This window comes from Leptotrichia wadei, from assembly GCF_007990445.1.
GTDB classification, from domain to species: domain Bacteria; phylum Fusobacteriota; class Fusobacteriia; order Fusobacteriales; family Leptotrichiaceae; genus Leptotrichia; species Leptotrichia wadei_A.
Window position 1 is genome coordinate 970,738 of sequence record NZ_AP019841.1, and the last position, 20,899, is coordinate 991,636.

A 20,899-nucleotide genomic window follows, 5' to 3' on the forward strand; every position below is an offset into this window, starting at 1 on the left:
AGAAAATTTTTGAATATTTTTAAAGATTTTAGAACCCTGCGACTTTAGTCGTGGGAGGTTCAGTAAAAAAGGGGATGTATTATTTCAAGCAAAAGGAAGTAAGATAGAAGTTGTGTATGTAGAAAAAGATTATGAAAATGTGTTGCCATCAACTCTTTATTTTATTTTGAGAACAAATGAAAAAATAAATCCAGAATACCTTTGCTGGTTATTAAAAACAGAATTGCTTTTATTATATTTTGAAAAAAAGTTTAGAAGAATAAGTATTGTTAGAGCCATAAATAAAAGCTATCTTGTTGAATTAGATATTGAATTGCCAGAAAGGGAAGAACAAGATAGGATGGTTGAAATAATAAAAAGTTTTGAAGAAGAAGAAGATATGATGTTGCAATATTTAAAAACTAAAAAACAATATATTGAAGAAAGTATAATTTCTAAAAATGGGGTGAAAATAAATGAAGAGTGATTTGTTTGATATTTTTTTTGAAAAAATAGGACGTTTTCGAAGAGGACGTTTTAGAGAGAGTGATAATGTAATAGAAATTCTTAAAGCTTGTCTTTTTTCATATGTAGTTTGTATAAGTAAAGTGGTTTTTGAAGAGATAGAAAATTTAAGAGATGATAATTATTTATTTTTAGAATATTTAAAACAAAATGGATTTGAGTATGATTTGGAAAAAAGTTATTCAGAAAATATGAAAATATTATCCGATAAGATAGAATTATTTAACGGATCTTATAATTTTATATTTCAAACTAAAGAATCTGAAGAGATTTTAAATAGTTTGAGGAATATGGAATTAGATTTAAAGCTTGATATTTTAAGAGGGAAATATGTAAAAATTACACAAAATTTTATAAGTAAAGTGATAAATTTACCTATTATACGGGAAGAAACAGGTGATTTTTTATTAGAAATATTTAATGAAAAAAATAATAAAATTTTATATAATGTTGAGTTTTTTTTATTTAATTACTTTGGGGATGTGGTAATTCACGAAAATGAAAAAATAGAAATTTCAAAAATACTTTTTTCAATGACTAATTCTAATAATAATAATAAAATAGTAATGAGTTTAAGATCTGTAGGACTTCAAACAAGGGAGATGATTTTAAAATTATTTAATGAAAATGATAAGATAATAGTGAATAGAAACTCTTTTAGTTATTTACCTTTAGAAGTAAGAGAAGAAGCGGTTAGAAATAATTGGATAGAAACGATAATAGCTATACCTTGTGGCGACTGGATACCTTCTTTGGAAACGGTTATATTAAATAAAAAAAGAGAATCAAAAGAAGATAATATTTTGTTTATTAGAACGGAAACTTTTTTTGAAAGAAATAATAAAATAAAACCAGAAAATTATGAGAGATTACTAGAAATATTTAAAGAAAGGAAAGAAATTAATGGAATCTCAAAAGTTGTACCGAATGAAAAGATATTACTTGAAAAATGTAGGTTATCTATTTTAAGTTATGTTTATAAAACAAAAGAAAAGGTAGATTTAAAAGAATTGGAATATAATAAAAAGGAACTTTGCAATAAAATGGAGAGAAAAAGGAAAGAGTGTGACAGTTTAATAGAAGAATATTTGTTAAAAAAATAATAAAAACATAAAATTGTATATTAAAATTCTGGGAGGTGTTTTACGGATAAACTTAAAATAGATGTATTATCAAGTGGAGTTCAACAAAAAGATCTAAAATAATATAAAAAATTTTTTAAAGGTGTTTACAAATCAAGAAAAATTTAGTATAATGTAAAACAAGATAGAGGTGCGGTTTTTAAGAGTAGATTTATGGAGAAGGTCAATTCGATGAAATAACTTGAAAGGGGAAATCGCCGAAGTACAAAGAGTGACGAACTTTGCTACTGGGTCTATGGAGAATATCTATAGGACTGTCATTATAATGTGTAATGGTGAGCTGTCAGATATATAAATGTGATTTTGATTTTAGATTATATAATTTTATATGCTGATGTTCGTTGTCAGCATTTTTTATTTGTAGAAAAAATTTACAGAAGAAATTTTTAGGAAAGGAAAATTTGTGAAAATATGAAATTATTTGGAACGGCAAAAATTAATGAAAAAGGGAATTTATCAATAGGAGGAGTTGATACGATAGAGTTGGCAAAAGAGTTTAAAACGCCACTTTATGTAATGGATCAGGAATTGATTGAAACGACTATTGATAAAATGAAAGAGGCTTTTCAGTCTACAAGATTTAAAACGAGAATAGCTTATGCAGGGAAAGCATTTTTAACAACTGGGATGATTAAATTGGTTGAATCTAAAGGATTGGATTTAGATGTTGTGTCTGGTGGAGAATTGTATACAGCACATAAAGCAGGATTTCCGATGAAAAGAGTGCATTTGCATGGGAATAATAAATTGGTGAATGAGATTGAAATGGCTGTTGAATATGGGATTGATACGATTGTTGTAGATAATGAAGATGAAATTGCTAAGATTGAAAAAGTTTGTAAGGAAAAAGGTAAGAAACAAGCGGTTTTAGTGAGAATTGATCCAGGAATTGAGGCACATACGCATCACTATATAAAAACTTCAGGACTTACATCAAAATTTGGGATTTCACTTTTCCAAGAAAATTTGATTGATATTGTAAAAAGATTGAATGATAGTCCATATATTGAATTTAAAGGGTTCCATACACATATTGGTTCGCAAATATTCCAATCTGCATTCTTTATTTTTGCGTTAGATGAAATTTTCAAATATTTGGATAGATTGAAAAAAGAATTAGGAATTGTAGTTCACACAGTAAATATGGGTGGAGGATTTGGAGTTTATTACAAAAATGGAGATGATCCTAAACCAATAGAAGAAGTGCTTAGCGAAATTATAACTTATACTGAAGCAATGGAAATTAAATATCAAATTGGATTTAAAGAACTTTGTATTGAGCCAGGAAGAAGTATTGTCGGAAATGCGGGAACTACTTTGTATGAAGTTGGTGGGATTAAAGAAACTGTTGGTGGAAAAACTTATGTATTTATTGATGGAGGAATGTCAGATAATATAAGAACAGCACTTTATCAAGCTGAATATGAGGCTGGAGTTGTTAATAAAATGGAAGATACTGACACAAGAGATGTTACATTAGCTGGGAAATTGTGTGAATCAGGAGATATTATTATTCAAAATGGTAAATTGCCAAAATCGACTAAAGTTGGGGATATAGTTGCAGTTGGTACGACAGGAGCTTATTGTTATACAATGTCAAGCCACTACAATAGAATGGTTACGCCAGGAGTTGTATTTGTAAAAGATGGTAAAGCAAAAGTTGCTGTTAGAAGAGAATCTTATGAAGATTTATTGAGAAATGATGAAATTTTTGAATTATAATTTTGTTTCTTTTTGCAATGAAAATTTGTAATGATAAAAAGAAAATACAGATTGAAAGGATAGAGGTGCATTTATTGTGATTATTGTACATAAATATGGTGGAACTTCGGTTGCCACAACTGAAAAAATTATGAATATTGCTAAATATTTAGGTAGCGTAAAGGATTCAGGAAATGATGTAGTTGTAGTAGTTTCGGCTATGGGGAAAACAACTGATGCGTTGATTAAATTGGCTCATGAAATTACTGAAAATCCAGATTCTAGGGAAATGGATAGATTAATGTCGACTGGAGAGCAACAAACAATTTCGCTTTTAAGTATTGCGTTGAAAACATTGGGATATGAAGCGATTTCATTAACAGGGGCTCAAGCGGGGATAAAAACGAGTGGGCATTATATGAAAAATAAAATAGATGATATAAATGGTGATGTTATAAAAGGCCACTTGAATGAAGGGAAAATCGTTGTTGTAGCTGGGTTCCAAGGAGTTAATAAAGATGGAGATGTAACTACTTTGGGGCGTGGAGGTTCTGATACTTCTGCAGTTGCGCTTGCGGCAGCTTTGGGAGGAAAATGTGAGATTTATACGGATGTTGACGGAATTTATTCAATTGATCCGAGAGTGTATAGCGATGCGAAAAAATTGCCATATATTTCTTATGATGAAATGATGGAATTGGCTTATTTAGGGGCTGGAGTAATGGAGCCTAGAGCCGTTGAACTTGGTGGAAAATATGGAGTAGAAATCTATGTTGGGAAATCACTTGGTGAAAAAAATGGAACGATTATAACTTCAATTCAAAAAATAAAGGAGATTAAAGAAATGGAAGAAAGAGTAATAACTGGAGTGTCGATAAATGAAAATGTATTAATGGTAAACGTGGAAGAAATTCCTACAAATGCACAAAATGTATATGAGATTTTTGAAAAAGCTGAAGCAAATGGAATAAATATTGATATGATAAGTCAAAATGATGTAACTAGCCATCACGGAAGTTTTGCCTTTACTTGTCCAAAAACTGATATAGCAGCACTTGAAAAAATTGGAAAAGAAATAGAAGCTGAATTTCCGAAAACATCATTTATAATAAACCAATATGTTACAAAAGTTTCAATTGTAGGAATTGGATTAATTAGTAACGTTGGTGTAGCTGCAAAAATGTTTAAAATTTTATCTGAAAATGATATAAGTTTTCACCAAATTTCGACTTCAGAAATTAGTATTTCATTGGTTGTGGATGAAGTTATGGGTAAAAAAGTTGCAGAATTATTTGCTAGAGAATTTGATATATAAAAATTATTGGACTTGTTCAGAAACTAAGTGTATTTAGAATTTGGTAAGATAAATATTCTGAAGCTAGGATTCTTGAACTCTTGTGAAAAAAATTTAGATACCGAGCAGGTCTACTGAAATATCTTTTTACAGGATTGGGTTTAATATAAAAAAGGGAATTTTTATGGAAACGGTTTTAATAACAGGAGCAAGCAGCGGAATTGGCTATGAACTTGCTAAAATTTATGCAAAAAACGGGCATGATCTGGTTGTTGTGGCACGAAATAAAGATAAGTTGGAAATTTTAAAAAAAGAGATTTTTGAGGAAATTTCTAAAAATATCAAGATAACTGTAATTGAAAATGATCTGTCGTTGGAAAATGCGGCTGAAAGGCTTTATAATCAAGTGAAATCTAAAAAATTGAAAATAAATGTACTCGTGAATAATGCTGGAGTTGGGATCTATGGGAAATTTTCTGAATTTGATGAAGAAACGATGAAAAGAAATGATGCAATGATAAACTTGAATATAAAGGCAGTTGTAGAATTGACAAGATTGTTTTTAAATGATATGCTAAAGGATGGAAATGGCGGGATATTAAATGTGTCTTCAATTGCAGCTTTTATGCCAGGGCCTTTAATGAGTACGTATTATGCGAGTAAAGCCTTTGTGCAGTCGTTTACGGAAGCAGTTAGGGAAGAAGTGAAAAATGATGTTCGTGGGAAAAATATTAGAATATCGGCACTTTGTCCTGGGCCGACAGATACTGGCTTTGAGAAGAGCAGCAATTTGGAGGAAAGTTCGTTGTTTGAGAGATTGAAAGTTATGACTGCGAAGAAAGTGGCTGAAATTGGATATAAAGATTTTCAGAAGGGAAAAGCGGTTATAATTCCTGGAATCTTCAATAGGATTGCGGTTTTTGGAACTAGATTCCTATCGAGAAAATTTGTTGTAAAAACGGCTGGAAAGTTGCAGGAAAGGAAAAATAAAAATTAATGGAGGTTTGAAATGTTAAAATTTGAGAAATATCAGGGTGCAGGGAATGATTTTGTTATTGTTAGCGAAAAAGAACTGATTGAGAAGGGGATACCTGAATATGGAGAGTTTGCAAGCCAAGTTTGCAATAGACATTTTGGAATTGGTGCAGATGGACTGATTATTTTAAAATATGTGGCAAGTATGCCGTTTATGTTTTTCTTTAATGCAGATGGAAGTCAGGCGCCTATGTGTGGAAATGGAATAAGATGTTTTTCACATTATCTTGTAAATAATCATTTAGTCGATGGAAATGAATTTGTTGTGAAGACAGTTCCTGGAGATTTGACAATAAGGGTGAATTATGATGAGGAAAAGGATGATTTTTCGGCAAGAGTAAATATGGGAAAACCTATTTTTAACATAAAAGAATTGATAAATACAGAAAAAGAGCAGTTTTTGCGAGAAAAAATAAACATTGATGGAAAAGAAATTGAAATTTCGTATATCTTTATGGGAACTGATCATTCTGTAATATTTGTAAATGACTTTAGTGATTATGATATTGATGAAATTGGGAAAAAAATTGAAAACTATACTGATTTATTTCCTAAAAAAGTTAATGTAAATTTTGTGAAAGTGTATGACAGAAAGCGAATGGAAGTAATTACTTGGGAACGTGGAGCAGGAAGAACATTGGCTTGCGGAACAGGTGCAACAGCTTCAGCAGTGCTTGCCAAAACTTTTGGCTTTGTAGATGACAAGGTAAATGTAAAAGTGCCTGGCGGACAGCTTGTTATTGAATACGAAGGCGGAGAAAATGATGCTTTTATGACTGGACCTAGTGAAAAAATTGCTGAAGGATTATATAAGTTTCAAAGATAATTTTTTTATTATTTCTAGTTTAAATGATAAAATTTATTACTAAAATATGAGTTTCAAATAAAAATTATAAATTAAAGTAAAATTAAAGAAAGAAGGAAAAAAATGAAATTTGAAGGATCTTATGTGGCTTTAATAACACCGTTTAAAAATAATGGGACGGAATTAGATGAAGATAAATTAAGAGAATTGGTAAATTATCACATTGAAAATGGGACAGCTGGAATTGTGCCTTGTGGAACGACTGGAGAAGCTCCAACATTGACATTTGCAGAACATGAAAAAGTGATAAAAATAGTTGTGGAAGAAGTGAAGGGAAGAATACAAGTTGTTGCTGGAGCAGGTTCAAATAATACAGCGAGAGCAGTAGAATTGACAAAGTATGCAAAAGAACTTGGAGCAGATGCGGCATTAAGCACTTGTCCATATTATAACAAGCCTAGCCAAAGAGGGCTTTACGAACATTATAAAACAATTGCAAAAGAGGCAAAATTTCCTGTAATGCTTTATAATGTGCCAGGAAGAACTGGAACAAACATTGAAGCAGAAACAATTGCAAGATTGGCTGAACTGCCTGAAATTGTGGCTGTAAAGGAAGCAACAGGAAGTCTGGAACAAATGATAAAAATTCAAGATTTATGTGGAGATAAAATTGAAATCTTGTCGGGAGAAGATCATTTAATCTTGCCAATGCTTTCGATTGGAGCAAAAGGAGTAGTTTCAGTAGTTGCCAATATAATGCCGCAAGAGATGAGCGATCTGATTAGTTCATTCTTAAATAAAAATTTCAATAAGGCATTTGAATTGCATACGAAATTATATGATGTAAGCAGAAATATGTTTGTGGAAGGGAATCCTGTGACTGTAAAGGCGGCTATGAAAATACTTGGAAAAATGGATAATGATGTGGTGAGATTGCCATTGGTTGCAGCTGAAGCGGATACTTATGGAAAATTAACTAAAGTATTTAAAGAAAAAGGAATTTTCTAATTATTTTTTATTAAAAAAATTTTTGAATTGTAAAGAGAGCTGGAGTAAAATCCAGTTTTTTTATTTGATAAATTTTAAAATCAATGAATTTTGCAAAAAATTTGAAAAAATATTAAAAATTTTTTTGAATATTAAAAATTATGGGGTACAATATTGTTAATAGGGAAATGTTTTAAATAATTGAAATTAGAAATCGAGAGGAATGAATAGAGATGATACACACAACGAGAGAGCTGGAAGAGATACAGAAAAATTTTATTGAGATGGAAGTGAAAAGTTTTGCAAGGGAAGTTATCGAATTTATCGATGAAAGTCCAAGTACTTATCACGTTGTGAAAAACTGTTCGGATATTTTGGATGAAAATGGGTTTGAAAGAATTATGCCACGTGAAAAATGGGAAATTAAAAAGGGTGGAAAGTATTTTTTAAAAAAATCTAGTTCCACTATAATTGCCTTTACGGTTGGAGAGGATTTTGATGTGAAAAATGGATTTAAAATATTTGGGGCACATACAGATTCTCCTTGTTTTAGAATAAAGCCTAGTCCTGAAATAGTCACAGAAAATGTAGTGAGATTGAATACGGAAGTTTATGGAGGACCTATTTTAAGCACTTGGTTTGATAGACCGCTTTCTATTGCTGGACGTGTTATTGTGAAGGGGGAAAATTCATTTTTTCCAAGAACTGTGAAAATTAAGATAGATGAGCCACTTTTGACAATACCAAATCTGGCAATTCATCAAAACAGGGAAGTAAATAATGGTGTAAAAATTGATAAGCAGAATGATGTTTTGCCTGTAATTTCACTTATTAACAAAAATTTTGAAAGGGAAGGTTATCTTGAAAGAGTTATTTTAGAGAAAACTGGAATAAAAAAGGAAGATATAATTGATTTTGACTTGTATTTGTATGCGACTGAAAAAGGATGTCTTTTGGGGGCAAATGAAGAATTTATGTCATCACCAAAAATTGATAATCTTGCTTCTGTTTATACAGGGCTGATTGGACTTTTGGAAGCTGAAGAAAATCAGGATAGAATTAATATTTTTGTGGCATTTGATAATGAAGAAATAGGAAGTGCTACAAAGCAAGGGGCAGATTCTAATTATTTGTTAAATACGCTGGAAAGAATTTCGCTAGCTCTTGGGCTTAGCCGAGGGGATTTTTTGCAAATGCTGGAAAGTTCATATATTTTATCAGCTGATGCGGCACATGCGGCACATCCTGCACATTTAGGCAAAACAGATCCTACAAATCGTGGGAAAATAAACGAAGGGATTTCTATAAAAATAAGTGCAAAGCAAAAATATACTTCTGACGGATATTCGATTGCAGTAATTAAACAGCTTATTGAAGGCACTGAAATACAAATTCAGCCATTTGTAAATGAATCAAATGAACTTGGTGGAAGTACGATTGGTCCGATTTCATCGACACATCTGGATATAGATGGAGTGGATCTGGGAGTTCCGATGCTTGCAATGCATTCGGTACGGGAATTATGTGGAATTTTTGATGTGTTTTATTTAAAGGAATTGGCAAAGGAATTTTTTTCAAAAGAGTAGGATATGTCATTTTTAAGGAGATAGTCAGAATCTGGCTGTCTTTTTTTGTATTCGGTTATTTAAAAATATCTAAATTTGTAATATTATGATATTTGTGATAAAATAAAAAATAAATGATTTAGAAAGGTAGTAGGTAAAATGAAAGTTTATTTGGAATTATTCTGGATTTTCTTTAAAATTGGCGCCTTCACTCTTGGTGGCGGATATGCTATGGTGCCGCTTATTCAAGCTGAGATTGTGGCTAAGAAGAAGTGGATTGAAGAAGAGGAATTTATAAAGCTTTTGGCTCTTGCACAATCTTCACCAGGAGCGTTGGCAGTAAATATATCAGTTTTTGTGGGATATAAAATAAAAAAGATGTTAGGCGTGGCAGTTACAGTTATAGCCTCGACATTGCCGTCATTTATAGTAATTCTTCTTATAGCTTCATTGTTTAGCAATATACAGGATAATGTTTATGTGATAAAGGCTTTTAAAGCTATAAGACCAATGGTAGTTGCATTAATTGCGGCAAGTGTTTATACAATTGGAAAGTCAGCTAAAATTAATCGTAAGACATTGTGGATTGTGCTTTTAGTAGCGGCAATGGTTGCATTCTTGAAATTTCCGCCTATTGCGATGATTGTTTTAGGTGCTGTTTTAGGTAATGTTTGGATGATTTGGAGGAAAAATAAATGATGTTATTGATACTATTATTTTCTATATTTTTTAAGATAGGATTATTCAGTTTTGGTGGAGGATATGCGATTTTACCGCTTATTCAGGCTGATGTTGTAGATTTTCATAAATGGGTAAATATACAGCAGTTTACAGACATTGTGGCAATTTCTCAAGTTACTCCAGGTCCAATTTCACTAAATTCGGCAACTTATGTTGGATATTTAGTTGGGAACAAAGCAGGAATTTGGCACGGAGTTCTGACTGGAACAGTTGCAACAATAGGGCTGATTCTTCCGTCAGTTATTGTAATGTCCTTTTTCAGTAAATTTTATTTAAAATTTCAAGATAATAAATATATAGACAATGCATTTGCTGGTTTAAAAATTGTTGTTGTTGGACTAATTTTGGCGGCTGCAATGCTATTGATCGATAAAAATAATTTCATTGACTGGAAAAGTGTTGTGATATTTGTTGTGTCAATGGCACTTGTGCTAAAGTGGAAGATGAGTCCAATATTGCTGACAGTAATTGCGGCTATTGTGGGAATTATAATTTATTAAAATTTTTTGTTAAAGTAAAAAAACAAGTTATTGAATTAAAAATTAAAAAGTTTAGCAAAGAAGTAATAATAGAAATAGAAAGAAGGAAATTATGAAAAAAATATATATTATTGCAATATTAATATTAATTCTGGTGTTTAGTTGCGGGAAAAAAAATAAAGGAACAAGGAATTCCAAAAATAATGTAACTGTGGAAAATAAAATGAATGATAAAATTAAGGAATTGACAGAAAAGGCTAAAAAGGGGGATGTGGAGGCGCAGGCGGAACTTGGGGAAATATATCTTCAGGGAGATGGAATTAAGGCAGATTATAAAAAATCTATGGAATGGAGTAAAAAAGCCGCTGAAAATAAGAATTATCGCGCAATGAGAAATATTGGAATTCTTTATTTGGAAGGCTTGGGGGTAAAAAAAGATTATAAAAAGGCATTTGCATCATTTTCAAGTTCTGTTGATGGCGGAGATGCCCAAGGGCCTAGATATTTGGGAATAATGTCTGAAAATGGGCTTGGAGTGAAAAAAAGCCTGGATGATGCAGAATTTTATTATGAAATTGGGGATAGCAGCGGAGATTTAGTTTCAAGTTATAAACTTGGAAAACTTTATGAAAAAGTTGGAGATTATGCAAAATCAATAGAGTTTTATAAAAAAGCCGAAGGCAGAATGGATAAGACTACGGCCCCAATGTATGAAGCGCTTGGAGATCTGTATGCAGATGGAAAAGGTGTAGAAAAAAGTACGAAGGAAGCTAAGGAATATTATGAAAAGGCTGTAAAATCTGGAAGTCAAGAGGCGACAAATAAATTGGCTAAATTGAAATAATGTTTGAAATTCCCATTTTGTTTGACTTTCTAATCTTAATTTTAAAAGAATTGAAAAAAATTTATGAATAATGTTATTTACTAAAATCATTATTTGTGATAAAATAAGTTAAGAAATTTAAATATATTTATGCAATTCTATAATTTTTATTTTAATTAAATCTAAATTCTATAGTTTTAAAAATTTAATTATTAATTTTATAATTTTAAATACTTCATAAATTATAACTACAATATTCATCCCAGAGATAACCTAAAATTATAAATTCTCCAAATTATAGATTTTTTATTAGATTTTAGATAATTTTTGAAATTTTTATAAAATTAAGAAAAAGAAAGGAGATGCTACATTAACAGACTATTTAATTAAGAAAAACTGGCATTTTAATTAAAAGTAGATATGGTAGCAATGGGAAATAATGTTAGAAACATTGATTTTTAGAGAGATAAGATACAACGAAAATAATGAACAGCTTCTTAAAGAAAATTTAGGAAAAATAAAAAATAATCCAGATGATGTGGAAGTATTAAAAACATTGGCTTCTATTTATCATGCACTAAGGGAAAATGACAAGGCAATTGAAATTTATGAAAAATTAACAAAGTTGCAGCCAAATGAAATTGAAATACGAGCTTTTTTGGGTTATTTGTACTATGAAAATGAAGAGCTTGACAAGGCTGAAGAAAACTTTAACAGGGCACTTGATGTAAGTACAAAGGATGAACCGTTTATTTTGTTCCTTTTGGGAAATATTTATTCAAGAAAGGGTAAAATATCGGAGGCGGTTGACTGTTATGACCTTGCGATATTCCTTGATTTTGATATGTATATTGCACATATTGACTTTGCTAGAAAGTATGAGCACATGGGGCGGCACAAAAAGGCTTTGGAAGAATATAAGGCGGCATTTAGAATTGATTCACGAGATGAAGGGCTTATTGAAAAAATACATTACATAGAAGATAAATACGGAAATGTAATCAAGGAAGAGAATAAAAAATTAAATTTTAAAGCTACAAATGCAGAAGTTATTTAGTATTAAATAAATAATTTAGATATGTTTGGCAATTTAGTATTTTTATTTTTTACAAGAAATTTTTTCCTTTTTGTTATATAATGATTATTTAATTATATTTGCAGTTGTCAAACAGGTCATTAGATAAAATAGTAAAAATTGAATATGTAGCCAGTAAAACATATAAAAATTAATTTGGGAATTTAAGTGAATAAGAAATGAAATCTTTAGTATAAAAGTTGTCTTAAAATAAGGAGTGAAATTCTTATCTATGACAGCTTTTTATTATTTTTGCTTAAAATTGAAAATATAAAAATTTAATTTATTATTAAAAAAAAGTATAAATTATTGTAAGGAGAAGGAAAGTGGTAAATTTAGTATGTGAAGCGATACTTCCAGATTGTCCAATGAAGGATGTGGAGGAAATTGAAAAAAGTATAGTGACAACTTATAAAAAAAGTATCTGGTCAAAATTCTTGAAGGCAATCAGTGATTTTGATATGATTCAAGATGGGGATAAAATTGCGATTGGTGTTTCTGGAGGGAAGGACAGTTTACTTTTGGTAAAATTATTTCAGGAATTAAAAAAAGACAGGCGGAAAAATTTTGAATTTAAGGCAGTTAGTCTGAATCCGGGATTTAGAAATTCTGATTTAGATAATTTTAAAAATAATTTGGATAAGTTAAATATTGACTGTGATATTATTGATACAAATATTTGGGAAATTGCAAATGAAAAGGCTAAAGATTATCCGTGCTTTTTGTGCGCTAAAATGCGACGTGGAATTTTGTATACGCAAGTGGAAGAACTTGGATTTAATAAACTGACGCTTGGGCATCATTTTGATGACGTAATTGAAACGACTCTTATAAATATGCTTTATGCTGGGACAATGAAAACAATGACTCCAAAAGTTCCCTCAACTTCTGGAAAATTAGAATTGATTCGTCCGTTAATTTATGTAAAGGAAGCCGATATAATTGATTATACAAAAACAAACGGGATTCGTGCAATGAACTGCGGATGTACAATTGAAGCTGGAAAAACTTCAAGCAAACGTAGGGAAGTGAAAAATCTGCTGGCTGAACTTGAAGAAAAGAATCCAGGAGTAAAGCAAAGTGTGTTCAATTCAATGAGAAATATAAATTTGGATTATGTTTTTGGATATACAGGCGGTAATGTAAATAAAGATAAATAAATGTTAGAACAGTTATTAACTGTTCTTAATTTTTATAAAATAAATATCTTGAAGCAAAGGTCTTACCTTTTGTAGAAGTAAAAAAAATTTAGGTTATCAAACGTATCTAATAGCAAATTTTAGAGAGATGTTAAATCTTAACGTTAAATAGAAGTTTAGAAATATTTAAAAATTTTAAAATAAAAATAAAAATTTTTTTGTATATACGAAAATAATAGGGTATAATAAAGTTGAAGTTATAAAAAAAAATAGAAAATAAACAAATATTTAGGAGAGGTGCATTTATGAAAAAAGATTTTGAGCAAAAATGGTGGCATAAATCGGTGGTGTACCAGATTTATCCAAAGAGTTTTAAAGATACGACTGGGACTGGTCAAGGAGATATAAAAGGAATTACGCAAAAATTAGATTATTTAAAGAAACTTGGAGTGGAAGTTTTGTGGCTAACACCGATGTATAAATCGCCTCAAAATGATAACGGATACGATATTAGTGATTATTACAATATTGATGAGAGCTATGGGACAATGGAAGATTTTGAGGAAATGTTGAATGAGGCTCACAAAAGAGGGTTGAAAATAGTGATGGATATTGTTATAAATCATTCTTCGACTGAAAATGAGTGGTTTAAAAAATCTGAAGCTAGAGATCCAGAATTCGAAGATTTTTACATTTGGAAAGATCCAGTTGATGGAAAAGAGCCTACAAACTGGGAATCAAAATTTGGTGGAAATGCTTGGCAATGGAGCGAAAAGAGAGGACAATATTATTTGCATCTATTCGATGTTAGTCAAGCTGACTTGAATTGGGAAAATGAAAATGTTAGAAAAAAATTGTATGAAATGATTAGATATTGGTTAAATAAAGGAGTAGACGGATTTAGATTTGATGTAATTAACTTGATTTCAAAAGATCAAAGATTCTTGAATGATGATGGAACTGATACTAGATTTGTGCCTGATGGAAGAAGATATTACACAGATGGGCCTAGAATTCATGAGTTCTTGAAAGAATTACATAAAGAGGTATTTGGAGAAAGTGATTTATTGACAGTTGGAGAAATGTCATCTACTGCCATTGAAAATTGTATAAAATATTCAAATCCTGATGAAAAAGAACTTGCTATGACATTTTCATTCCATCATTTAAAAGTTGATTATCCAAATGGTGAAAAATGGGTAAAAGCACCGTTTGATTTTGTGCAATTGAAGAAAATATTGTCTAAATGGCAAATTGGGATGTATGAAGGGAACGGATGGAATGCAACTTTCTGGAATAATCATGATCAGCCAAGGGCATTGTCGAGATTTGGGAATGATAAAGAATATCACGATGAATCAGCAAAAATGTTAGCGACAGTTCTTCACGGATTACAAGGAACACCTTATGTTTATCAAGGAGAAGAATTTGGAATGACAAATCCATATTTTGATAAAATTGAGAAATATCGTGATGTTGAATCGACTAACATGTATAAAATTTTGTTGGATAGAGGATGTTCTGAAGAAGAAGCTATTGAAATTTTAATGCAAAAATCAAGAGATAACTCAAGAACGCCTGTTCAATGGGATGACTCTAAAAATGCAGGATTTACAGAAGGAACACCTTGGATTTCAGTTCCAGAAAATTACAAAGAAATTAACGTGAAAAAAGCGTTGGAAGATCCGAATTCTGTATTCTATCATTATCAAAATTTGATTAAATTGAGAAGAAATGAAGAATTGTTGATAACTGGAAGATATGAAGATTTTGACATTGAAAATGAAAAGGTTTATGCTTATAAGAGAGTTGGAGAAAATGCTGAATTAATAGTAATTTCTAATTTCTATGGTGAAACTTGCGAATTTGATGTTAAAGGATTGGATTTAGAAAATGCGTCAATTTTATTGTCAAATTACATTGAAGGGCCTAAAATTTCAAATGATAAAATTATTTTAAAACCTTATGAAAGTATTATTTTTAAAAAATAAAATAAATATTTAAATATAAATTTGCCGTTAAATAAAATTCTGAAATATGGAATTTATACAAAACCCCATTTAAATAACGAATATATTACAAATCTTTTTAGTAGTTTAAACCTGATATTTATTTTCAAGTAATTAAAATATAATTTTTGCTTTTTAAATGGGGAATAGTATTATTTAGCGGTATTTTAAATGAAAAAGAAAGGAAACTAAAATGAAAGCAGAAATTATATGTGTTGGAACAGAATTATTAGTTGGAGATATTGTAAATACGAATGCACAGTATATTTCAGCGAAGTTTACAAACATTGGGATTGATTTATATTATCAAACTACAGTTGGGGATAATTATGGACGGCTTAAAGAATGTCTGGAGAATGCTTTTAAAAGAGTTGATCTGGTAATTACTACTGGAGGGCTTGGGCCTACGGTTGATGATATTACGAAGGAAGTTGTGGCTGATTATTTTGGGGAAGAGCTGGAAGTTATTGAGAGATATTATGATTTGATTGTGAAAAAATATAATGAAAGGGGCTTTGGAGAAGTGGCTTCTGGTGGAAGAAAGGAGGCTTCAATTTTAAAAAATTCAAAATTATTAGAAAATGAAGTTGGACTTGCACCTGGATTTTTTTATAAAAAGGATAATAAAAAAATAATAGTTTTGCCAGGACCTCCAAGAGAAATGACATGGATGGTTGACAATCAAGTTTTGCCACTTTTGAAGCAATATTCAAATGATGTTTTGTTAATGAAGACTCTTGAAATAAAGGGAGTTCCAGAAGGAAAAATTGATGACAGGCTGAAGGATTATTTTGAAATGTCGAATCCGACTGTTGCTCCTTATGCAAAGGAAGGGTGTGTTCACGTTAGAATCGCAATGAAGGGGGATCGTGGAAGTTCAGACTATTTGACTGCCGAAATTGATAAAATTGCAGACGAAATTAAGGAAATTTATCCGCAGGCAATGGAAATTAAGGAAGATTGATGAAGGGGAATTATTTTTTGCTTGCTTAATCATGGATACTCGTTAAAAAAATTTTAACTGTTAAAGTGGAGAGAGGGGATAAATTTTTATTTGGAATTATTTTGAATATTTTAAATTTACTCTATCTTGACAAAAATGCATTTATATGATATAAATAAATTGTCTAATAGAGATGCCCCATCTCTACGTTTAGACTTCTTTCATACAAAAAGACGAGCACACGGCTCGTTTTTATTTTATGGTTTAGATAAATGAAAAATATTGTTGAAATGTTATTACTGGAATAAAATTTAGGAGAATGAGATTATAAGATGAAAAGAGAAATAGCAATAATTGGTGGTGGCGCTTCGGGATTTTTAACAGCGATTACTGCCAAGAAGAATGGAAAAGATGTTATCATTTTAGAAAGAAAGGACAGGGTTTTAAAAAAAGTTTTGACTACTGGGAATGGTCGGTGCAATTTGACAAATGTGAATGCTTCTAATCAAAATTATTTTGGGATCGAGAAAATGAAGCAGCCGATTGAGGAAATTTTAGGAAGTTTTACTTCGCAGGATGCAATGAGATTTTTTGAAGATGAAGTTGGAATTATTTGCAATGAGGAGAACCGAGGAAAGGTTTATCCACTTAGCGGGCAGGCGGCTTCGATTGTGGATGGGCTTAGATTTTATGCGCAAAGCCTTGGGATAGAGATAATTACAGATTTTTATGTTGTGAAAATTGAAAAGGAAATGTTTGATTTTAAGATAATTTCAGAAGATAAAAGGCAAATTACTGCAAAAAAGATTGTACTTGCCACTGGCGGTAAATCTTATCCTGAGCTGGGATCTAATGGAAGTGGGTATGAGCTGGCGAAAAAGTTTGGGCATACTGTTACGAAATTAACGCCTGTTATTGTGCAGTTGAAGGCGGAAAAGGAGAAAATAAGGGGATTAAAGGGGATTAAGTCGGATGTGGAAGTTACGGCTTTTGGAGAAAATGAAGATGGAGAGAAAATAAAAATATGCACTTATGATGGAGAGCTGCTGTTTACAGATTTTGGGATTTCTGGAAATGTTGTTTTTAATATTTCCTATGTTTTTCCAATTTATAAAAATGTAGAATTTGAAATTGATTTTATGCCTAAGTTTACATATAATGAAATATTTGAAATATTGAAAAAACGTAGAAAAATATTGAAGAATTTTACAATGGAGCAGTTTTTTAATGGAGCTGTTAATAAGAAATTGGGACAGTTTTTGACAAAATCGGCTGGAATAGAGAAATTGTCGAAAAGCATAAGTGATTTGACAGATAATGAAATTCGTAAAATTTGTACGGCTTTGAAAAAATATAAAATAAAAATTATTGATACAAATGGCTTTAAGGCGGCTCAAGTTACTGCTGGCGGAATTCCGTTAAGTGAAGTAAATTTGGAAAATTTAGAGTCTAAAAAAGTTAAAAATCTTTACTTTGCTGGGGAAATATTGGATGTTTACGGTGAATGCGGAGGATTTAACTTGCAATGGGCTTGGACATCTGGATATTTTTTAGGGAAAAATATTTAACCGAATATTCTTTTTTACAAAATTTTTATTTAACAGGAAATATAAAGGAGAAAAAAATGATTAGAATAAATAATATAAAAATGCCTGTGAAACATACCGAGAATGATTTAAAAAAAACAGTCTATAAACTTTACAGAATTAATGAAAAAGAAGTAAAGTCCTTTGAAATTGCAGGACAGGCAATTGATGCGAGAAAAAAGGATAATGTTGTATTTGTTTATGCGGTGGATATTTCCTTTAAATTTGATGAAGAGAAGGAAAAGAAAAGATTTGAAAATGTGAAAAATGTTAGAAAAATTGAGAAAAAACCTTATTTTACAGAGAAAATTGAGAATTTTACAGAAAATGAAAGTGTAAAACGTCCTGTTGTCGTTGGAAGCGGGCCTGCGGGCATTTTTGCTGGGCTTGTGCTTGCTGAAGCGGGATTAAAGCCAATTATTATTGAGCAGGGGAAAAGTGTGGATGAACGGGAAAAGGATGTCTATAATTTTTTTAAAACTGGGAAATTAGATAAGTATTCAAATGTGCAGTTTGGGGAAGGCGGTGCGGGAACATTTTCAGATGGAAAATTGAATACGAATACAAATAATTTTAGGATTCAAAAGGTTTATGATGAATTAATTCTTGCTGGAGCTGATCCAAAGATTAACTATATGTCAAAGCCACATATTGGAACTGATAAATTAATTGAAATAATGCGTAAAATCAGACATAAGATTGAGAGTCTTGGTGGAGAATATAGATTTAGTACAAAATTAATAAAAGTAAATTATGAAAAATCTGATTCAGAAAATAAAAAAATAAAAAGTATTTTAGTTGAGAATGTTGAAAGTTCCGATGAAAATAAAATTTATGAAATTCTATCTAATATTGTAGTTCTTGCAATTGGGCACAGTGCGAGAGATACTTTCTTTATGTTAAATGAGGAAAATGTTGTGATGGAGCGAAAAACTTTTTCGGTTGGAGTTAGGATTGAACATCTTCAAAGTATGATAAATCATTCTCAATATGGAAAATTTGCCAATAAATTGCCAGCTGCAGAATATAAATTGAATGTTAAGACAAGCAATGGGCGGGGAGTTTATACGTTTTGCATGTGTCCAGGCGGAGTTGTTGTGCCGTCTTCAAGTGAGGAAGGTCGTCTTGTTGTAAATGGGATGAGTTATTCTCAAAGGGATTTGGAAAATGCAAATTCGGCGATTTTGGTAAATGTATTTCCTGAAGATTTTCCTGGAGAAAGCGTTCTGGCTGGAGTGGAATTTCAAAGAAGATTGGAGGAAAAGGCTTTTGAACTTGGCGGAAAGAATTATAAGGCTCCAGTCCAGCTGTTTGGGGATTTTGTAAATAATAAAATTTCGACAGAATTAGGAAAAGTAAAACCAAGTTATTTGGCAGGCTATAAATTTGCAAATTTAAATGAAATTTTTCCGCAATACATAAATGATTCTCTAAAAGAAGGAATTAATTTGATGGATAGAAAAATAAAGGGATTTGCCAGTTATGATGCAGTTTTATCGGGAGTGGAAAGCCGCAGTTCATCTCCAGTGAAAATTCCTAGAAATGAAAAATTTTTCTCGAATATTGAAGGTCTTATGCCTTGTGGAGAAGGTGCAGGATATGCTGGCGGGATTATGTCGGCGGCGGTTGATGGGATAAAATGCGCAGAGTATGTGATTGGGTATTATCAAATGATTTGTAAAGCGAAGGGGTAATTATGAAACATAAGAAAGATAAAATAGCAAAAACAAATGCTTTAAGACAGCTGGATAAACAAAAAATTCCATACATTATTCATACTTATGAATGGAGTGAAGATAAAAGCGGAGGGCTTGGAGTTGCTGAAAAATTTCCTGAACTTGCAGAGAGAGTCTTTAAGACAATTGTGTTGAAGGGGAAAAGTAAAAATTTGTATGTCTGTGTTATTCATGGAGCAGCTCATTTGGATTTGAAAAAGGTGGCGAAGGCTTGTGGGGAAAAAAATATTGATTTGCTTCCGCTTTCAGAGCTCGAGAAGGAAACAGGATATATTCGTGGGGGATGTTCTCCTGTGGGAATGAAAAAGCTGTATAGAACTTTTTTTGATAAGGAAGTAGAGAAGTTTGAAAAAATAATGGTTTCAGCTGGCAGAAGAGGATTGCAGATGGAAGTGGAAACTAAAAAATTAGTTGGAATTGTGAATGGTACAGTTGTGGATTTGTTAATGGAAGAGATTAAATAGAAATTTTATTTGAATAGTAGATTTTTTTAACAATAAAATTCTGGCTCCTTAACAGCAAATAAATAAAATCTAGTTTTTAGTATTTTGCAAGTAAAAATAAATAATAAAACCTGCTTTAGAATTTTTTTTAATAAAAGCAGGCTTTTTATTTTTGATATATCTAAATGTTTAGAAAAATGTTGCTAGCAAATAGTTCCACCAGTTTCTTTAATATCTTTATCATTTTTTACAATAGCTTCAATTGCGGCGGTTAAACCTTTTACAATAGTATTTAATTCCATCGATGGTGTATTTTTTTTGTTAATAACTTGTTCTGGTAAAAATGGAATATGGATAAATCCAGATTTCTTGTCTTTGTATTTTTTATGTATTAAATAAAGTGTACCGTAAAGAACGTGATTACAGATGAAAGTTCCTGCAGTGTATGAAACTGAAGCTGGAATTTTATTTTTTTGTATGTTTTTTACCATAGCTTTTACAGGAAGATCTACAAAATATGCATTTTCTCCATCTGGAAAAATTGGCTCATCAATAGTTTGGTTTCCTTCGTTGTCAGGTATTCGGAAATCATCAAGATTTATTCCAACTCGTTCAACGGAAATATCAAATCTTCCGCCTGCTTGTCCGATTGACAAGATGACATCTGGATTGTGCTCTTCAATAGCTTTTTCAATTTTTTTAATAGATTTTCCTTTTACTGTCGGAATTTCCAATTTGATAATTTGTGCTCCTGCAATATTATCAGGCAATTTTTTAACTGATTCGATGGCAGGATTTATGGGCTCACCTCCAAAAGGGTCAAAGCCAGTAACTAATATTTTCATAGTATTTTTTATATGATTTTATAAAAATAGATTTAATTTATAATTTC

19 protein-coding genes and 1 riboswitch are annotated in these 20,899 nt (G+C 31.0%); of the genes, 18 read left to right on the forward strand and 1 reads right to left on the reverse strand.

Annotated elements, in window-relative coordinates:
- Positions 1 to 25: 25 nt before the first annotated feature.
- From FVE74_RS04655 to ybaK, 18 genes are all read left to right on the forward strand, one after another.
- A complete protein-coding gene (locus FVE74_RS04655; RefSeq protein ID WP_269473162.1) occupies positions 26 to 466 on the forward strand; it encodes a restriction endonuclease subunit S in 441 nt (146 codons plus the stop codon).
- Positions 456 to 1,607, forward strand: coding sequence for an N-6 DNA methylase (locus FVE74_RS04660; RefSeq protein ID WP_147003443.1), 1,152 nt, complete (start codon positions 456 to 458; stop codon positions 1,605 to 1,607). Before FVE74_RS04655 ends, FVE74_RS04660 begins: the two co-directional genes overlap by 11 nt.
- Before the next feature lie 156 nt (positions 1,608 to 1,763).
- Positions 1,764 to 1,937, forward strand: a riboswitch (Lysine riboswitch).
- 120 nt (positions 1,938 to 2,057) lie between these two features.
- Positions 2,058 to 3,368, forward strand: coding sequence for a diaminopimelate decarboxylase (lysA, locus tag FVE74_RS04665; RefSeq protein ID WP_147003444.1), 1,311 nt, complete (start codon positions 2,058 to 2,060; stop codon positions 3,366 to 3,368).
- Between the two features lie 76 nt (positions 3,369 to 3,444).
- Positions 3,445 to 4,662: an aspartate kinase gene (locus FVE74_RS04670; RefSeq protein WP_147003445.1), complete on the forward strand. Its 1,218-nt coding sequence runs from the start codon at positions 3,445 to 3,447 to the stop codon at positions 4,660 to 4,662.
- Between the two features lie 163 nt (positions 4,663 to 4,825).
- Entirely contained in the window at positions 4,826 to 5,638 is an 813-nt protein-coding gene (locus FVE74_RS04675; protein ID WP_147003446.1) for an SDR family NAD(P)-dependent oxidoreductase, read from the forward strand.
- A gap of 12 nt (positions 5,639 to 5,650) precedes the next feature.
- A complete protein-coding gene (gene dapF, locus FVE74_RS04680; RefSeq protein WP_147003447.1) occupies positions 5,651 to 6,502 on the forward strand; it encodes a diaminopimelate epimerase in 852 nt (283 codons plus the stop codon).
- A 102-nt stretch (positions 6,503 to 6,604) separates the two neighbouring features.
- Positions 6,605 to 7,489 carry a 4-hydroxy-tetrahydrodipicolinate synthase gene (dapA, locus tag FVE74_RS04685; protein ID WP_147003448.1) on the forward strand — a complete coding sequence of 295 codons (885 nt, stop codon included), beginning with the start codon at positions 6,605 to 6,607 and terminating at the stop codon, positions 7,487 to 7,489.
- A 212-nt stretch (positions 7,490 to 7,701) separates the two neighbouring features.
- Entirely contained in the window at positions 7,702 to 9,054 is a 1,353-nt protein-coding gene (locus FVE74_RS04690; protein ID WP_147003449.1) for a M18 family aminopeptidase, read from the forward strand.
- Positions 9,055 to 9,192: 138 nt separating this feature from the next.
- The gene (locus FVE74_RS04695) at positions 9,193 to 9,732 is read left to right on the forward strand and encodes a chromate transporter (protein WP_147003450.1); all 540 of its coding nucleotides are present in this window, start codon (positions 9,193 to 9,195) and stop codon (positions 9,730 to 9,732) included.
- Complete coding sequence (locus tag FVE74_RS04700) at positions 9,732 to 10,274, forward strand: chromate transporter (protein ID WP_147004565.1); 543 nt, start codon at positions 9,732 to 9,734, stop codon at positions 10,272 to 10,274. Before FVE74_RS04695 ends, FVE74_RS04700 begins: the two co-directional genes overlap by 1 nt.
- Positions 10,275 to 10,365: 91 nt before the next feature.
- On the forward strand, positions 10,366 to 11,097 hold the full coding sequence (locus FVE74_RS04705) for a tetratricopeptide repeat protein (protein ID WP_147003451.1): 732 nt from the start codon (positions 10,366 to 10,368) through the stop codon (positions 11,095 to 11,097).
- A gap of 418 nt (positions 11,098 to 11,515) precedes the next feature.
- The gene (locus tag FVE74_RS04710; protein ID WP_147003452.1) at positions 11,516 to 12,133 is read left to right on the forward strand and encodes a tetratricopeptide repeat protein; all 618 of its coding nucleotides are present in this window, start codon (positions 11,516 to 11,518) and stop codon (positions 12,131 to 12,133) included.
- A gap of 344 nt (positions 12,134 to 12,477) precedes the next feature.
- Positions 12,478 to 13,311: a tRNA lysidine(34) synthetase gene (locus FVE74_RS04715; RefSeq protein WP_147003453.1), complete on the forward strand. Its 834-nt coding sequence runs from the start codon at positions 12,478 to 12,480 to the stop codon at positions 13,309 to 13,311.
- 284 nt (positions 13,312 to 13,595) lie between these two features.
- The gene (treC, locus tag FVE74_RS04720) at positions 13,596 to 15,281 is read left to right on the forward strand and encodes an alpha,alpha-phosphotrehalase (protein WP_147003454.1); all 1,686 of its coding nucleotides are present in this window, start codon (positions 13,596 to 13,598) and stop codon (positions 15,279 to 15,281) included.
- A gap of 211 nt (positions 15,282 to 15,492) precedes the next feature.
- Positions 15,493 to 16,263, forward strand: a complete 771-nt coding sequence (locus tag FVE74_RS04725) for a competence/damage-inducible protein A (RefSeq protein WP_147003455.1) — start codon at positions 15,493 to 15,495, stop codon at positions 16,261 to 16,263.
- Positions 16,264 to 16,574: 311 nt separating this feature from the next.
- On the forward strand, positions 16,575 to 17,810 hold the full coding sequence (locus FVE74_RS04730) for an NAD(P)/FAD-dependent oxidoreductase (protein ID WP_147003456.1): 1,236 nt from the start codon (positions 16,575 to 16,577) through the stop codon (positions 17,808 to 17,810).
- A gap of 56 nt (positions 17,811 to 17,866) precedes the next feature.
- A complete protein-coding gene (locus FVE74_RS04735) occupies positions 17,867 to 19,522 on the forward strand; it encodes an NAD(P)/FAD-dependent oxidoreductase (RefSeq protein WP_147003457.1) in 1,656 nt (551 codons plus the stop codon).
- Positions 19,523 to 19,524: 2 nt separating this feature from the next.
- The gene (gene ybaK / locus FVE74_RS04740) at positions 19,525 to 20,028 is read left to right on the forward strand and encodes a Cys-tRNA(Pro) deacylase (RefSeq protein WP_147003458.1); all 504 of its coding nucleotides are present in this window, start codon (positions 19,525 to 19,527) and stop codon (positions 20,026 to 20,028) included.
- 182 nt (positions 20,029 to 20,210) lie between these two features.
- Here ybaK and pcp read toward each other — a convergent pair whose 3' ends face one another.
- On the reverse strand, positions 20,211 to 20,852 hold the full coding sequence (pcp, locus tag FVE74_RS04745) for a pyroglutamyl-peptidase I (protein WP_147003459.1): 642 nt from the start codon (positions 20,850 to 20,852) through the stop codon (positions 20,211 to 20,213).
- Between the last annotated feature and the right edge of the window lie 47 nt (positions 20,853 to 20,899).

Bases quoted from the DNA above. Each gene is read 5' to 3' on its own strand.
- FVE74_RS04660 (WP_147003443.1), top strand. From the start codon at position 456: ATGAAGAGTGATTTGTTTGATATTTTTTTTGAAAAAATAGGACGTTTT.
- lysA (WP_147003444.1), top strand. From the start codon at position 2,058: ATGAAATTATTTGGAACGGCAAAAATTAATGAAAAAGGGAATTTATCA.
- FVE74_RS04675 (WP_147003446.1), top strand. From the start codon at position 4,826: ATGGAAACGGTTTTAATAACAGGAGCAAGCAGCGGAATTGGCTATGAA.
- dapF (WP_147003447.1), top strand. From the start codon at position 5,651: ATGTTAAAATTTGAGAAATATCAGGGTGCAGGGAATGATTTTGTTATT.
- dapA (WP_147003448.1), top strand. From the start codon at position 6,605: ATGAAATTTGAAGGATCTTATGTGGCTTTAATAACACCGTTTAAAAAT.
- FVE74_RS04690 (WP_147003449.1), top strand. From the start codon at position 7,702: ATGATACACACAACGAGAGAGCTGGAAGAGATACAGAAAAATTTTATT.
- FVE74_RS04695 (WP_147003450.1), top strand. From the start codon at position 9,193: ATGAAAGTTTATTTGGAATTATTCTGGATTTTCTTTAAAATTGGCGCC.
- FVE74_RS04700 (WP_147004565.1), top strand. From the start codon at position 9,732: ATGTTATTGATACTATTATTTTCTATATTTTTTAAGATAGGATTATTC.
- FVE74_RS04705 (WP_147003451.1), top strand. From the start codon at position 10,366: ATGAAAAAAATATATATTATTGCAATATTAATATTAATTCTGGTGTTT.
- FVE74_RS04710 (WP_147003452.1), top strand. From the start codon at position 11,516: ATGTTAGAAACATTGATTTTTAGAGAGATAAGATACAACGAAAATAAT.
- treC (WP_147003454.1), top strand. From the start codon at position 13,596: ATGAAAAAAGATTTTGAGCAAAAATGGTGGCATAAATCGGTGGTGTAC.
- FVE74_RS04725 (WP_147003455.1), top strand. From the start codon at position 15,493: ATGAAAGCAGAAATTATATGTGTTGGAACAGAATTATTAGTTGGAGAT.
- FVE74_RS04730 (WP_147003456.1), top strand. From the start codon at position 16,575: ATGAAAAGAGAAATAGCAATAATTGGTGGTGGCGCTTCGGGATTTTTA.
- FVE74_RS04735 (WP_147003457.1), top strand. From the start codon at position 17,867: ATGATTAGAATAAATAATATAAAAATGCCTGTGAAACATACCGAGAAT.
- ybaK (WP_147003458.1), top strand. From the start codon at position 19,525: ATGAAACATAAGAAAGATAAAATAGCAAAAACAAATGCTTTAAGACAG.
- pcp (WP_147003459.1), bottom strand. From the start codon at position 20,852: ATGAAAATATTAGTTACTGGCTTTGACCCTTTTGGAGGTGAGCCCATA.